We start from the raw sequence: 15,224 nt of genomic DNA on the forward strand, positions 1-15,224 counted from the left end.
GGTCCCGAGGACCCGGGGCGCCTTCACGCCACTGCGGCGCCTTCACGCCACTGCGGCGCCTTCACGCCACTGCGGCGCCTTCACGCCACTGCGGCGCCTTCACGCCACGGCGCCGCCTTCCGCGCGGCTACGCCGTCACGAGTGCGTCCGCAGCAGCGTCCGCATCGTCCGCATCGCCACCGACAGGTTGGAGAGGTCGAAGGCGTCGGAGCCCTTGATCTCCTCCAGCGTGGTGCGGGCCCGGCCGAGGATCGCCGCGTTCTTCTGCTCCCACACCGTGAAACGCTGCTCGGGCGTCGACGTGCCGTTGCCCGCCGCCAGCACGTCCGCGGTGAGCGCCGCGTGCGCCGCGTACAGGTCCTCGCGGATCGCCGCGCGGGCCATGGACTGCCAGCGGTCGGCGCGGGGCAGGTCGCTGATCCGGTCCATGAGCTGGGTGACCCCGAGCCGGTCGGCGATGTCGTAGTACACCTCGGCGACGTCCAGCGGCTCCTTGCCCATGCGGTCGGCCACCGAGACGATGTCCAGCGTCGGGAAGGCCGAGGAGAAGCCGGCCACCCGGGTGGCCGGCTCGTCCGGGACCCCGGCGGCGGTCAGCTCGTCGTAGATGTGCTGGTACCACTCCGCGTCCGCGCCCCGCAGCAGCTTGGGCAGCTGCGCCCAGACCTGCTCGACCCGCTCGGCGAAGAAGTCCACCGTCTCGGCGAGCTCCAGCGGCTGCGGCCGGTTGTTGAGCAGCCAGCGGGTGCCGCGCTCGACCAGGCGCCGCGAGTGCAGCCGGATACGGGTCTGGACGGCGGCGTCGACCTTGGTGTCCAGGGCCTCCACCGCGTCCCACACCGAGGCGGAGCTGAAGATCGCCCGCGCCGCGGTCTGCGCCCGCACGATCTCCTCGAGCGACGCGCCGGTCTCCTCGCGCATCCGGTGCAGGTACGTGGTGCCGCCCGTGTTGACCGTGTCGTTGACCAGGACGGTCGTCGTGATCTCGCGGCGCAGCGGGTGGCTGTCGACCTGCTCCGGGAACTGCTCGCGCAGCGCCGTCGGGAAGTAGGCGTGGAGCAGACCGCGCAGGTACGGGTCGTCGGGCAGGGAGGTGTGCAGCAGCTCCTCGGCGACCGTGATCTTCGTGTACGCCAGCAGGACGGCGGTCTCCGGGCCGGTGAGGCCCTGGCCGGCGTTCAGGCGTTCGCGGATCTGGCGGTCGGTGGGCAGGAACTCCAGGGCCCGGTCCAGGCTGCCCTCGCGCACCAGGTGGCGCATGAAGCGCTGCTGGGCGTTGAGCATGTCGTTGGACTGGGCGAGCGCGTTGGCGATCGCCGTGTTCTGCGCGTAGTTGTTGCGCAGGACCAGCGCGCCGACCTCGTCGGTCATCTCCGCCAGCAGCTTGTTGCGCTGCTTGACGGTCATGTCGCCTTCCTTGACGAGACCGTTCAGCAGGATCTTGATGTTCACCTCGTGGTCGGAGGTGTCCACGCCCGCGCTGTTGTCGATGGCGTCCGTGTTGATCTTGCCGCCGGTGCGGGCGAACTCGATCCGGCCCAGCTGGGTCAGGCCCAGGTTGCCGCCCTCGCCCACGACCTGGACCCGCAGGTCGCCGCCGTCGACGCGGATGGGGTCGTTGGCCTTGTCGCCGACGTCGCCGTTGGACTCGGTGGACGCCTTGACGTACGTACCGATGCCGCCGTTCCACAGCAGGTCCACCGGGGCCGTGAGGATCGCCTTCATCAGCTCGGCCGGGGTCATCTTGGTGATGCCGGGCTCGATGCCGAGGGCCTCGCGGACGTGCGCGTTCACCGGGATCGACTTGGCCGTGCGCGGGAAGACGCCGCCGCCGGCCGAGAGCAGCGCGGTGTCGTAGTCCTCCCACGAGGAGCGCGGCAGGTCGAACAGGCGGCGGCGCTCGGCGTAGGAGGTGGCCGCGTCCGGCGTCGGGTCGAGGAAGATGTGCCGGTGGTCGAAGGCGGCGACCAGGCGGATGTGCTCGCTGAGCAGCATGCCGTTGCCGAACACGTCACCGGACATGTCGCCGATGCCGACGACCGTGAAGTCCTGGCTCTGGGTGTCCACGCCCAGCTCCCGGAAGTGCCGCTTGACGGACTCCCAGGCGCCGCGGGCGGTGATGCCCATGCCCTTGTGGTCGTAGCCGGCCGAACCGCCGGAGGCGAAGGCGTCGCCGAGCCAGAAGTTGTAGGCCTCGGCGACCTCGTTGGCGATGTCCGAGAACTTCGCGGTGCCCTTGTCGGCGGCGACGACGAGGTAGGTGTCGTCCTCGTCGTGCCGGACGACGTCCGCGGGGTGCACGACCTCGCCGGCCACCATGTTGTCGGTGATGTCGAGCAGCGCGGAGATGAACGTCCGGTAGCTGGCGATGCCCTCGGCGAGCCAGGCGTCGCGGTCGGCGTTCGGGTCGGGCAGCTGCTTGGCGACGAAGCCGCCCTTGGCGCCGACCGGCACGATGACGGTGTTCTTCACCATCTGCGCCTTGACCAGGCCGAGGATCTCGGTGCGGAAGTCCTCCCGGCGGTCGGACCAGCGCAGACCGCCGCGCGCGACCTTGCCGAACCGCAGGTGCACGCCCTCGACGCGGGGCGAGTACACCCAGATCTCGAACGCCGGGCGCGGCGCGGGCAGGTCGGGAATGGCCTGCGGGTCGAACTTCATGGAGACGTACGCGTGCGGCTTCCCGTCGCTCGCCTCCTGGAAGAAGTTCGTCCGCAGCGTCGCCTTGATGACGGTGAGGAAGGAGCGCAGGATCCGGTCCTCGTCGAGCGACGCCACCTGGTCGAGGGCCGCGTCGAGCTCTTCGAGCAGGGCGTCCACGATCTCGCGCCCGGCACGCTGCCGCTCCGGCGACATCCGCGCCTCGAACAGGGAGACGAGGAGGCGGGTGGTGTGGACGTTGTTGCGGAGGGTGTCCTCCATGTAGTCCTGGCTGAAGGTGGAGCCCGCCTGCCGCAGGTACTTGGCGTACGCGCGCAGCACCACGGCCTGCCGCCAGGTCAGCCCGGCGCCGAGCACGAGGGCGTTGAAGCCGTCGTTCTCCGCCTGGCCGGTCCAGGTGGCGGCGAAGGCGTCCTGGAACCGCTCGCGGGCGTCGTCGCCCAGGTGGTCGCCGGCGACGGCCTTCGGCATGCGCAGACCGAAGTCGTAGATCCAGGCGGTCGTGCGGTCCGAGCAGCGCAGCTCGTACGGGCGCTCGTCGGTGACCTCGACGCCGAGCCGGCTGAGCACCGGCAGCACCTTCGAGAGGGAGATCGTGCCGCCCTTCTGGAAGATCTTGAACCGGCGTTCCTCGGGCACGGCGCCCACCGGCTCGTACAGGCTCAGCGCGAACGTCCTGTCCTGGTCGAGCCGCTCCAGGTGGCCGAGGTCGGCGACCGCGGAGCGCGGGCCGTGGTCGGCCTTGTAGCCCTCGGGGAAGGCCGACCCGTAGCGGCGCAGGAGTTCCGCGGAGCGCTCCTCGCCGACCTCGGCGGTGAGCGCCTCGGCGAATCCGTCGGCCCAGGAGCGGGCGGCCTCGACGAGGCGGGTCTCGATGCGCTCCTTGTCGGCGTCGGACATCTCCGACAGCTCGGTGCCCTGCGGCACGCGGACCACGAAGTGCAGCCGGGACAGGATCGACTCGGTGTTCCAGGCCGTGAAGTCGACGCTGGTGCCGCCGAGCTCCTCCTTGAGGATGTCGATGATCCGCAGGCGGACACCGGTGGTGTAGCGGTCGCGGGGGAGGTAGACGAGGGCCGAGTAGTAGCGCCCGTACTCGTCCTGGCGCAGGTAGAGCCGGAGGCGGCGGCGCTCCTGGAGGTAGAGCACGGACGTGACGATGGGCTCCAGCTCCTCGACCGAGGTCTGGAACATCTCGTCGCGCGGGTACGTCTCCAGGATCTGCAGCAGGTCCCGCCCGTCGTGGCTGTTGGGCGAGAAGCCGGCCCGCTCCAGCACCTCCTCCACCTTGCGCCGGATGACCGGCACGCGGCGGACGGACTCGGTGTAGGCGGCGGAGGAGAACAGGCCGAGGAAGCGCCGCTCACCGACGACGTTGCCCTGCTCGTCGAACTTCTTGACGCCGATGTAGTCCAGGTAGGACGGCCGGTGCACGGTGGACCGGCTGTTGGCCTTGGTCAGCACGAGCAGCCGGTGCTCGCGGGCCTTGGCGCGGGCGTCGGCGGGCAGCCGTCCGAAGGACGGGCTGACGGGGTGGCTCTCGTCGGTCGCGTGGTGCGGGTCGGAGCGCAGGATGCCGAGGCCGGTGCCGGCCACGGCCGCGAGGGAGTCGTCACCGCGCAGCTGGTACTCGCGGTAGCCCAGGAAGGTGAAGTGGTCGTCCGCCAGCCAGCGCAGCAGCTCGCGGGCCTCCTCCACCTCCTGCGGGCGCAGGTCGCCGGGGGCGGGCTCGTCCGGCAGCCCCTCCGCGATGCGGACGGCCGCGTCGCGCATCTTGCCCCAGTCCTCGACGGTCTCGCGGACGTCGTTGAGGACGCGCAGCAGGTCGGCGGTGATCTGCTTCAGGTCGCCGCGGTCGGTCTCGCGGTCGATCTCGACGTGGATCCAGGACTCGACGTGCGCGTCGTGCGGGAGGTCCTCGCCGGCCGGACCGGGGAGGACCTCGACGAGCTTGCCGGTGACGTCGCGGCGGACCACGAACTGCGGGTGGACGACGACGTGGATGCCGCGGCCCTGGCGGGTCAGCTCGTTGGTCACGGAGTCGACGAGGAAGGGCATGTCGTCCGTGACCACCTCCACGACGGAGTGGCTGCACGTCCAGCCGTTCTCCTCCACCGTCGGGGTGTGGACCCGCACGTTCGCGGTGCCCTGCGGACGGTTCTCGGCCAGCCGGTAGTGCGAGACGGCGGCTCCGAAGACGTCGACCGGGTCGCGGTCGGCCAGGTCCTCCGGGGCGGTGTGCCGGTAGTAGCGCCGAAGGAACGCGAACACGGACGCGTAGTCCGGGGTGCCCGGGGTCCCCGGGGTGTCCGGAGTGCCCTCGTCCGTCGTCCCAGTCGGTAGGTGCCCCCCGACCGGGCTGTTCTCAGCTACCCGCGCGGCCCTCTCGAGCAGCTCGGCCTTGGCTTCGTCCAGCTTGGTCTGCATTGTCCTCTGGCTCCTGTCGCGCGCCGTTGCGTGACGTAGAAGGAAGTACGGTCTCCGGCCTTCCGGCGTGGCGTCGAGACGCGGGGTGTCCGGTCTGTTCCGACGCTATGCCGCAAGGAGAGAGGAGCGGGGGCATATCGGCCAATGTCGACGCGTCCGCCGGGTGTGACGTCGCTCTCGCGTCCGCCGTCCGGGGAGTGCGCCGCGCCGTACCGGGGGCCTTCGATGCCCCGTCCCGCCCGCGAAGACCAGCGACGGCCGCCCGGTCACGGATGTGGTCCGTGCTCACCGGGCGCAGGGCAGGGGCGACGGTGCCCCCGCGAGCTATCGCGCTGATCACGCCACCAGGCTATCGCCCCCGACAGGGCATCCGTCACGAGCCGCATGTGTACAAAAGAGAGCCGAGAAGTTGGACATTCTGCACAGTCATGCCGACGGCTACAGCTGATGCGCCGGGCCGCGCGACCCGCCCCCGGCCGGCACCCGCGCCGGGCACCCCTCACCCGAGGGCGTACGACACCCCCGTCACCTCACTCCGCCGCCAGCCGCTCCGCCTCCGCCACGGCCTCCCCCAGGGTGTCCACCACCGGCACCCCGGCTCCCACCAGACTGGCCCGGCTGTGCGACCCCCCGGTGTACAGCACCGCCCGCGCCCCCACGTGCCGCGCGGCCACCGCGTCGTCCGCGGCGTCCCCGATCACCACCGTGCGAGCGGGCTCCACCACCGATCCCAGCGCCGCGAGATGCCGCACCATGTGCTCGGCCTTGCTGCCCCCGGACGGACCGGTCCGCCCGTCGACGCGGAGGAAGTGCGCCTCGATCCCCAGCCCCCTCACCAGCGGGACGAGCTCCTCGTGTCCGTACATGCTGAGGATCGACTGGCTGCGCCCCGCCGACCGCCACCCGGCGAGCAGCTCCGCCACGCCCTCGGTGAGCCCGCACCCCACCCGGTGCTCGGTGTAGTACCGGTGGAAGGTCCCGTCCATGAGCTCCCACTCGGCGTCCGTGGGCATCCGTCCCATCAGCCGCTCGTAGAACTTCGGCACCGGCACGCAGTACAGCGCCCGGTACTGCTCGAGCGTGATCGGCGTCAGTCCCAGTTCGGCGAACGCCGCGTTCGTGGCCCCGATGATGGCGTCGTTGTCGTGGAACAGCGTGCCGTTCCAGTCCCAGACGATGTGCGCCCCTGTCTGCGTCCCCATGCAGGAAAACGTACCCGCCGCCACCGACGGTCAAGTCGTGCCCCCGGGGAGCGCGGGGGCGCGGGCGGCCGTCAGCCGCGGTCCCGTCAGCCGCCGGTCCCGACCAGGTTCGGGATCTCCTGCGTCGCGTACCAGAGCAGCTCGTGCTCCTCGGCCCCGTCCACGGTGAACTGGGCGTCCCCGTCCCCGCCGTCCGCCGCCGCGAGGGCACCGGCCGCGGCCGCCACGTCCGGCTCCGCGTCGGCCGAGTCGACGTGCACCGCGGCCGCCTTGGCCAGCGGCACGTCACCGTCGACCCGCACCTCGCCCGGCACCGCGGGGCCCGGCCCCCGGTCCGGGCCGGCCGACGCCGCTCCGTCGGGCACGTCGGCCGCGACCACGACCCGGCGCCGCACGGCCTCCGCGTCCGCCGCCAGCAGCCGCAGCGAGCCCAGCGCGGCCCGGTTCAGGGCGGCGTACTCCAGCTCCTCGAGGTCGTCCGAGGCGACCCACTCGCGCAGCGCCGGCGTGACGGCGTACGCGACGAGCGGACCCGTCCCCAGGCGCCCCGTCCTGTGCGCCTCGGCGAGACCGGAGAGGGTCAGGGGGACATAGACGCGCATGACGGGCCGCTTTCGTGGTCGGACTGGCCCCGGTCGGAGATCCGCCGGAGGCCCTTCAGGATACGTGCGGCGTCCCCTTTCGGGCGCCCGTCCGGGGCCCGGGACGCGTCCACTTCCGTCCCCGGACTCACCCGGTGGGCCCGCCCCGTTCCGGCCGTTCCCATGGCCACGGCCACTCGGATAGGTGAACCTCCCGCCCGCCCCGACCCGGCCCTCCGCCTCCTTGCCGACGCCGCCCACCACCCCGTACAAGATCCCCGACCATGAAGTTACCGCCCGGTATCCGCCGGGTCGCCGAACGGGGAACCCCATGCAGACCACACCGACCGTGCCGCCCCTGCGCAAGGTCATGACCAGGACCCGTCCCACCCCTCACGTGCCCCTGCCCGGCACCGCCGCCGCCCCGCCCCACCGCGCTGGGGCCCGCCGTGTCCCGGCCGCCGCCGTCGGCGCCTCCTCCGCCCTCGCGGACGCCTCGCCCGGCGCGGTCACCGACACGGCCTCCGGCGCGCCCCGCGGCGCCACGCCCCGCACCCCGGGCGGCGTACCGCCCCGCAGGCCCGGCGGGAGCGGCCCCCGGACCCCGGCACCGGGCGGGCGCCCCGCGGGCTCCCCCGGCCGCTCCGCGCGCGCCCGCACGAGGCCGGCCGACAACCGCCCGGCGACCGCCTCCCCGGGCGGTGTGACCAGGGCGAGCGCACGCGCCGCCGCCACCGCACCCGCCCCGGACCGCGTCTCGGCCGCCGCCCGCCGGATCGCTGCACCCACCGGGTCCGTCGGGTCCGCCGGGTCCGCGCCCGTGTCCGCCCGGCCGGCCCCAGCCCCCTCGCGCCTCCCCGCGGGGACGACCGCCCCCGTCGCCCCCGCCCGGGCGCCTCGGCGGCCGGTCCCCCAGCTCCGGCCCACGGACCACTTCGCGGAACTGCTCCTCGACGTGCTCAGCGGCCGGCGCCCGGTGCACTCGATGCTCCGGCACACCGTCGGCCACGCCTACGACGAACTGGCCCGGCTCGCCGAGCGCGGCCCGCTGCGCACCCGCGGCACCCTTCCCGTCGTCCGCGACATCGGCTACTACGAGGCCCGTCCGGGCGCGCTGGAGGTCTTCGCCCGTATCGGCGCGGGTGACCAGCTGCGCGCCATGGCGTTCCGGCTGGAGCAGGGCCGGGACCTGCGCTGGCGCTGCACCGCGGTGGAGCTGGGGGGCTCCCGGGGACCGCGGACGGACGGCGCCTGACGGCCGCGCGCGGCGCCACCGCCGCGTCGTCCTCCGCCGCTTGCCGGCGAGGCGCCGCACGGGCGCCGCGCAGGGGCTGAACGGGTACTGAACAGGCCGAAGGGCCGGGCTCCCCGAGGGGTGCCCGGCCCTTCCCGCGGTCACGGTGCCCCGGGGCACCGCCGCGTCACTTCTTGCGGCGCCGCCCGCCCTTGGCCTGCTTGCGGCGCTCCGCGCGCGTGAGGCCGTCGGACGAGGACCGCGCGGGCTCCTCGTCGGTGGTGAAGTCGCCCTCGACGACACCGCCCTCGCCGTCCACGGTCGGAGCGGAGAAGTGGAGGTCGCGGCGCTGCGGCGCGTCGAGCCCCTTGGCGCGGATCTCCGGGCGCGCACCGGCCTGGGCCGGCACCGCGTCCTGCGGGGCCTTCTCCAGCGAGGGAGCGGCCTCCTCGACGGGGACCTCCTCGACCTGCTGCTCGACCTGGACCTCCAGGTTGAACAGGTAGCCGACGGACTCCTCCTTGATGCCCTCCATCATGGCCTGGAACATGTCGAAGCCCTCTCGCTGGTACTCGACCAGCGGGTCCTTCTGCGCCATCGCGCGCAGGCCGATGCCCTCCTGGAGGTAGTCCATCTCGTAGAGGTGCTCACGCCACTTGCGGTCCAGGACCGAGAGCACGACCCGGCGCTCCAGCTCACGCATGATCTCGGAGCCGAGCTGCGTCTCGCGCGCCTCGTACTGCTCCTGGATGTCGTCCTTGATGGACTCCCCGATGTACTCGGCGGTCAGTCCGGCCCGGTCGCCCGCGGCCTCCTCCAGCTCCTCGACGGTGACCTTCACCGGGTAGAGCTGCTTGAAGGCGCCCCACAGACGGTCCAGGTCCCAGTCCTCGGGGAAGCCCTCGGCGGTCTCGGCCTGCACATAGGCGTCGATCGTGTCGTTCATGAAGTGCTGGATCTGCTCCTGCAGGTCCTCGCCCTCCAGGACGCGGCGCCGCTCGCCGTAGATGACCTCGCGCTGCCGGTTGAGCACCTCGTCGTACTTCAGGACGTTCTTGCGGGTCTCGAAGTTCTGGGTCTCGACCTGCGACTGGGCGGAGGCGATCGCGCGGGTGACCATCTTGTTCTCGATCGGCACGTCGTCCGGGACGTTCGCCATCGACATGACGCGCTCGACCATCTGGGCCTTGAACAGGCGCATCAGGTCGTCGCCGAGGGAGAGGTAGAACCGGGACTCGCCCGGGTCGCCCTGACGGCCGCTACGACCGCGCAGCTGGTTGTCGATGCGCCGCGACTCGTGCCGCTCGGTGCCCAGCACGTAGAGGCCGCCGAGCTTCTCGACCTCTTCCTTCTCGGCCTTGACCGCCTGCTCGGCCCGCTCCAGGGCGGCGGGCAGGGCCGCGGCCCACTCCTCGATGTGCTCCTCGGGGTCGAGGCCCCGCTGGCGCAGCTCCGCCTCGGCGAGGTCCTCCGGGTTGCCGCCGAGCTTGATGTCCGTACCGCGGCCGGCCATGTTGGTGGCGACCGTCACGGAGCCCTTGCGGCCCGCCTGGGCGACGATCGACGCCTCGCGCTCGTGCTGCTTGGCGTTCAGCACCTCGTGCTGGATGCCCCGCTTGCTGAGCTGCTGCGAGAGGTACTCGGACTTCTCGACCGAGGTGGTGCCGACGAGGATCGGCTGGCCCTTCTCGTGCTTCTCGGCGATGTCGTCGACGACCGCCTCGAACTTGGCGACCTCGGTGCGGTAGATCAGGTCGGACTGGTCCTTGCGGACCATCGGCCGGTTGGTCGGGATAGGCACCACGCCGAGCTTGTAGATCTGGTGGAACTCGGCGGCCTCCGTCATGGCCGTACCGGTCATGCCGCACAGGCCGGGCAGTTCCTTGCCGCCGTGGTCGTGGCGCTTGTAGAGGCGGAAGAAGTTCTGGAGCGTGATCGTGGCAAGCGTCTGGTTCTCGTCCTTGATGTCCACCCCTTCCTTCGCCTCGATCGCCTGGTGCATGCCCTCGTTGTAGCGGCGGCCGGCGAGGATACGTCCGGTGTGCTCGTCGACGATCATGACCTCGCCGTCGAGGACGACGTAGTCCTTGTCCTTCTTGAAGAGTTCCTTGGCCTTGATGGCGTTGTTCAGGTAACCCACGAGCGGCGTGTTCACCGACTCGTACAGGTTGTCGATGCCCAGCCAGTCCTCGACCTTGCTGACGCCGGACTCGTGGATGGCGACCGTGCGCTTCTTCTCGTCGACCTCGTAGTCGCCGGTCTCCTCGATGCCCTTGAGCTGGTTGCCCGCCTCGCCCTTCTTCAGGCGCGTGACCAGCTTGGCGAAGTCGCCGTACCACTTGGTGGCCTGGTCGGCCGGGCCGGAGATGATCAGCGGCGTACGGGCCTCGTCGACGAGGATGGAGTCGACCTCGTCGACGATGGCGAAGTTGTGGCCGCGCTGGACGAGTTCGTCCTTGGACCACGCCATGTTGTCGCGCAGGTAGTCGAAGCCGAACTCGTTGTTCGTGCCGTAGGTGATGTCGCAGCCGTACATCTCGCGGCGCTGGGCCGGCGTCTGGTTGGCGAGGATGCAGCCGACCTCGAGCCCCAGGAACTTGTGGACGCGGCCCATCATCTCGGAGTCGCGCTCGGCCAGGTAGTCGTTGACCGTGACGATGTGGACGCCGTCGCCGGACAGGGCGTTGAGGTAGGCGGGCAGCGTGCCGACGAGGGTCTTGCCCTCACCGGTCTTCATCTCCGCCACGTACCCCAGGTGCAGGGCGGCACCGCCCATGATCTGCACGTCGTAGTGGCGCTGGCCGAGGACGCGCTTCGCGGCCTCGCGGACGGTGGCGAAGGCTTCCGGCAGCAGGTCGTCCAGGCTCTCACCGTCGGCGTAGCGCTGCTTGTACTCATCGGTGAGGGCCCGCAGCTCGGCGTCGGAGAGGTCGACGAAGTCCTCTTCGATGGAGTTGACCTGGTCCGCGATGCGGTGCAGCTTGCGCAGGATCTTGCCTTCGCCTGCACGCATGATCTTCGAGAGGACGGACACGGGGGTTGGTCTCCTTGCCGGTCGGGCCTGGGACGGTCGGTTTCCATGTGACTGACTGAGCAACGGCCATCGTATGCGAGGACCCCGCCGCGCCGGGAGGCCTGCCGTAGCGGTGACCGCGCGCTCCTTCATCCTGCTTCCGGTCGCTGTCACCCGGTTCAACGTGCGAGGCCCGCGGATGGTGCCGCACCCGCCGACCAAATGCACGAAAAGTGACTGCTCGTTCACGCACGGCAAAAGAATGGCACGCGTCGCGGGTCACCCCGCAGAATCGGCCGATGGAACCGCAGATCATCACCACCGACCGCCTCGTCCTGCGCACGGTCGGCCCCCAGGACACCGATGCCGTGTACGCCGCCTGCCAGGATCCCGACATCCAGCGCTGGACGACGATTCCCTCGCCCTACCTCCCGGCACACGCGCGGGGCTTCACGGAGCAGGTGGTCCCCGACGGCTGGGCGAACGACTCGATGTTCACCTTCGGCCTCTTCCTGCCCTCCGGTGACCTGGCGGGCATGCTCGGCGTCACGGTGATCTCCCCGGGCGTCGGCGAGATCGGTTTCTGGGGGACCAGGGAGCACCGCGGGCACGGTTACGTCACCGAGGCCGCCGCCGCCGTCGCCCGCTGGGCCTTCACCCGGCAGGCGATCGACCGCCTGGAGTGGCGCGCCGAGGTCGGGAACACGGCCTCCCGCGCGGTGGCCCAGCGCGCCGGCTTCACCATGGAGGGCACGCTGCGCTCCGCGATCAACAACAACGGCGTCCGCCGGGACTGCTGGATCGCCTCCCTCCTCCCCTCGGACCTCTCCCTCACCTCGACCTTCCCCTACCTCCCGTCCCAGCCGTGACGTCACACCGTCCCGGCTGCGGGCAGTAGGCCGCCCCAGCTGCGGGCAGTCGTGCCTCCCCCAGTGCTCGAACGGCCTGGGAGGTACCTCCAAGGGGCGGCACGGGTGGGCGCAGCGGGACCCCGGCAGCACCGGGCCGCGCGACCCACCCCGCGCCCGCGGCAACGCCGGGCACCCCGCGGCGCCGGGCCGCACGCCCAACCTCCGCCCCGCACACCCACCCCCCTGTCAGACCCACCCCCTATCGTGCGAACGCATGACGACCCTCCCGCCCCCCGCCATGGAACTGTCCGCAGACGAGGCCCGCCGCCTCGCCCTCCGCGCACAGGGCTTCCTCGGCGCCCCCGACCGCCGCGCCGGCGTCCGCGGCATACTGCGTGACCTGGGCGCGGTGCAGCTCGACACGATCTCCGTCCTCGCCCGCTCCCACGAACTGATCCCGTACGCCCGCCTCGGCGCCGTGGGCCGCGCAACCGTCGAGAACGCCTACTGGACGGACACGCACGCCTTCGAGTACTGGTCCCACGCCGCCTGTGTCCTCCCCATCGAGGAGTGGCCCCACTTCGCCTTCCGCCGCCGCGCCTACCGCAACCGCCCGCACTGGAACCACCACCTCCCGGACGGGGCCTACGACCAGGTCGTCAAGCAGCTCCGCGCCGAGGGCCCCCTCACCGCGACGGACCTGGGCGGGGCGAAGAGGACCAGCGAGTGGTGGGACTGGTCGGGCACGAAGGTCGCCGTCGAGCGCGCCCTCATGTACGGCGAGGTGGTCTGCGTCGAGCGCCGCGGCTGGAAGCGCGTGTACGACCTGGCCGAGCGCGCGGTCCCGCAGTCGCTGCTGCACGACGACCTGGACGACACCGAGTGCCTGCGCCGCCTGGTCCGCCTGGCCGGCCGGTCCCTGGGCGTCGGCACCCGCGCGGACATCGCCGACTACCACCGCCTCAAGGCCGAGCAGGTCGACGCCGTGATCGGCGACTCGGGCCTGGTCCCGGTGACGGTGGAGGGCTGGGGCAAGCCGGCCTGGGCGGACCCGGTCGCCCTGGAGACACCCCCGCGCGGCCGTCACCGCACGACGCTGCTCTCCCCCTTCGACTCCCTGATCTGGGAACGCGCGCGCACGGAGCGGATCTTCGGCTTCACGCACCGCCTTGAGGCCTACGTGCCCAAGCCGAAGCGGGTGCACGGCTACTTCGCGATGCCGGTCCTGGCCGGCGGCCGGCTGGTCGGCCGGGTGGACCCGGCACGCGAGGGCCGCACACTGGTGGCCCGGCAGGTGACCCTGGACGGCCCCAGGGCGGTCCCGTCGGTCGCCCGGGCCCTGGTCGAGGCGGCGAGCTGGGTGGACTGCACGGACGTGCGCGTGGAGCGGGTCGACGCGCCGGACCTGCGCGAGCCGCTCGCCAGGGAGCTGTCGCTCCTGCTCGCCTGATCCGCGGCGGCCCGGCCGTCAGCGGATCTCGAGGATCTTCTCCCGCATCGCGTACACCACGGCCTCCATCCTGGAATGCAGCTGCAGTTTCTCCAGGATGTTGCGCACGTGGTTCTTCACGGTGTTCTCGGAAATGAACAGTTCCTTGGCGATGTCCCGGTTGTTCATTCCCGTGGCGACGAGCTTGAGGACTTCCAGTTCACGGTCCGTGAGGCGCGGTGCGGGCACGAGCCGGCGCTCGTCGGTCCGCTGGATCATCGACTTGAACTCGGTGAGGAGTTTCGACGCCATGGACGGGCTGATCTGGGACTGGCCGTCGGCCACCGCGCGGATGGCGGTCGCCACCTCGTCCGTCGAGATCTCCTTGAGGAGATAACCGGTCGCGCCCGCCTTGATGGCGTCGTAGAGGTCGGCTTCCTCGTCACTGATCGTCAACATGATGATCTTGGCGCTGGGTGCCACCTCCTTGATGGAGGTGCAGGCCTCGATGCCGCCGCGCCGGGGCATCCGCACGTCCATCAGGATGATGTCCGGCAGCAGGTCCGCGGCCTTCTCCACGGCCTCCGCGCCGTCACCGGCCTCTCCGACGACCTGGATGTCCTCCTCGGCCGCGAGCACGATCTCCAGGCCGCGACGGAACAGGGCGTGGTCGTCGACGACCAGGACCCTGATCGGCTCCTCGCGTGACGAGCCCGCGTCCGGGCCCATGCCGGCGACGCCGTCGTCGGCGCCCCCGCCCCGCATCGGTCCGAAGCTGTCCGCCATCGTTCCTCCCCCTGAAGGCTGTGGCCTGTGGTCCTGAGCCATCGCCAACCCAAGGCAACGACCCACCGGTTGGGTGGTTGCCGCCATGATTCCATGCCGCGCCGACGCCGGGGTGACAGAGCGCGCCACGCAGGGGTCGCACACCGCGCGCACCGTCGCACGCCGGTGCCCCTGGGGGCGCACACGCGCTCCAGGGGCACCGGTCCGACGGTCACCCGGCGCGGTCAGCCGCCGAGCGCGTCTCCCGCCTCGGGAGCGCCGTGCGTGACCATCGTGTCCGTCGTGAGGTGGATCACGCCGTAGTCGTAGGCGTGCCGCCGGTAGACGACGCTCGGCTCCTTGGACTCGGAATCGACGAACAGATAGAAGTCGTGCCCGACCAGCTCCATCTCGTAGAGCGCCTGGTCGAGGGTCATCGGCGCCGCCACGTGGGTCTTCTCGCGGACGACGAGGGGGCCGTCGCCCTGCACCTCGAGCGAGCCGATCTTCTTGGTGGGTACGCCGTCCTGCTTCTCCTCCGGGACGATCTCCCCGTTCCCGTTGAGCGTCGCGGCGCCGGGGACGTGGTCGGCGACCTCGGCCGCCGAGATGCGGCGCGCTCCGCGCCGCGAGAAGCGCTTGTCGTGCTGCTTGCGCAGCCGGGCACCGAGCTTCTCCGCCGCCAGGTCGAGCGCCGCGTACGGATCGCTCGCCGCTGCCTCCGCCCGGATCACCGGACCGCGGGAGCGGAGCGTGATCTCCACTCGGTCGCAGCGGTCGGCCTGTCGGGGGTTGGGCTCCTTGGACACCTCGACGTCGAGGCTCATCACCTTGCCGTCGAGCTTCTGGATCTTCTCCAGCTTCAGCTTCTCGGCCACGTGCTTCCGGAACCGCTCGGGCACCTCGGTCTTGCGGCCCTTGACGACGATGTCCACGCAGAACTCCGTTCCCGGATCGCTCCGCTTCGGCGGCGGAGCATCTCCCTTTTGCACCAGGTTCCGGTTCTCCCGGAACCTCGGACTCGGTGACTTCCACCTCCTCCCCCGCGGGCGAGGTATCCA

General features: G+C 71.5%; 9 protein-coding genes. 3 read left to right on the plus strand and 6 right to left on the minus strand.

Translation table 11 applies throughout. The features are described 5' to 3' along the window. Positions 1 to 135 precede the first annotated feature (135 nt). From ACFWJB_RS33800 to ACFWJB_RS33810, 3 genes are all read right to left on the minus strand, one after another. The gene (locus ACFWJB_RS33800; protein ID WP_385468181.1) at positions 136 to 5,088 is read right to left on the minus strand and encodes an NAD-glutamate dehydrogenase; all 4,953 of its coding nucleotides are present in this window, start codon (positions 5,086 to 5,088) and stop codon (positions 136 to 138) included. 530 nt (positions 5,089 to 5,618) lie between these two features. After that, entirely contained in the window at positions 5,619 to 6,290 is a 672-nt protein-coding gene (locus tag ACFWJB_RS33805; RefSeq protein WP_385468184.1) for an HAD family hydrolase, read from the minus strand. 86 nt (positions 6,291 to 6,376) lie between these two features. Beyond that, positions 6,377 to 6,892, minus strand: a complete 516-nt coding sequence (locus ACFWJB_RS33810) for a DUF6912 family protein (protein WP_385468187.1) — start codon at positions 6,890 to 6,892, stop codon at positions 6,377 to 6,379. A 310-nt stretch (positions 6,893 to 7,202) separates the two neighbouring features. Here ACFWJB_RS33810 and ACFWJB_RS33815 point away from each other — a divergent pair, with 310 nt between their 5' ends. Beyond that, the gene (locus ACFWJB_RS33815) at positions 7,203 to 8,126 is read left to right on the plus strand and encodes an Rv3235 family protein (protein WP_386927059.1); all 924 of its coding nucleotides are present in this window, start codon (positions 7,203 to 7,205) and stop codon (positions 8,124 to 8,126) included. 166 nt (positions 8,127 to 8,292) lie between these two features. Here the strand turns inward: ACFWJB_RS33815 and secA are convergent, their stop codons facing one another. Further along, positions 8,293 to 11,139 (minus strand): preprotein translocase subunit SecA, encoded by a 2,847-nt coding sequence (gene secA, locus ACFWJB_RS33820; RefSeq protein WP_385468193.1) that lies wholly within the window; start codon positions 11,137 to 11,139, stop codon positions 8,293 to 8,295. A gap of 278 nt (positions 11,140 to 11,417) precedes the next feature. Here secA and ACFWJB_RS33825 point away from each other — a divergent pair, with 278 nt between their 5' ends. Both ACFWJB_RS33825 and ACFWJB_RS33830 read left to right on the plus strand, forming a co-directional pair. Beyond that, positions 11,418 to 11,987 (plus strand): GNAT family N-acetyltransferase, encoded by a 570-nt coding sequence (locus ACFWJB_RS33825; RefSeq protein ID WP_385468197.1) that lies wholly within the window; start codon positions 11,418 to 11,420, stop codon positions 11,985 to 11,987. Positions 11,988 to 12,243: 256 nt separating this feature from the next. Continuing rightward, entirely contained in the window at positions 12,244 to 13,419 is a 1,176-nt protein-coding gene (locus ACFWJB_RS33830) for a winged helix-turn-helix domain-containing protein (protein ID WP_386927062.1), read from the plus strand. 18 nt (positions 13,420 to 13,437) lie between these two features. On the opposite strand, the gene ACFWJB_RS33835 is transcribed toward ACFWJB_RS33830, so the two are convergent. After that, positions 13,438 to 14,184 carry a response regulator gene (locus ACFWJB_RS33835; RefSeq protein ID WP_385468202.1) on the minus strand — a complete coding sequence of 249 codons (747 nt, stop codon included), beginning with the start codon at positions 14,182 to 14,184 and terminating at the stop codon, positions 13,438 to 13,440. Positions 14,185 to 14,408: 224 nt separating this feature from the next. Next, positions 14,409 to 15,098, minus strand: coding sequence for a ribosome hibernation-promoting factor, HPF/YfiA family (hpf, locus tag ACFWJB_RS33840; RefSeq protein WP_385468205.1), 690 nt, complete (start codon positions 15,096 to 15,098; stop codon positions 14,409 to 14,411). Between the last annotated feature and the right edge of the window lie 126 nt (positions 15,099 to 15,224).

The sequence above is a fragment of the Streptomyces sp. NPDC127100 genome, from assembly GCF_042724095.1.
GTDB lineage: Bacteria > Actinomycetota > Actinomycetes > Streptomycetales > Streptomycetaceae > Streptomyces.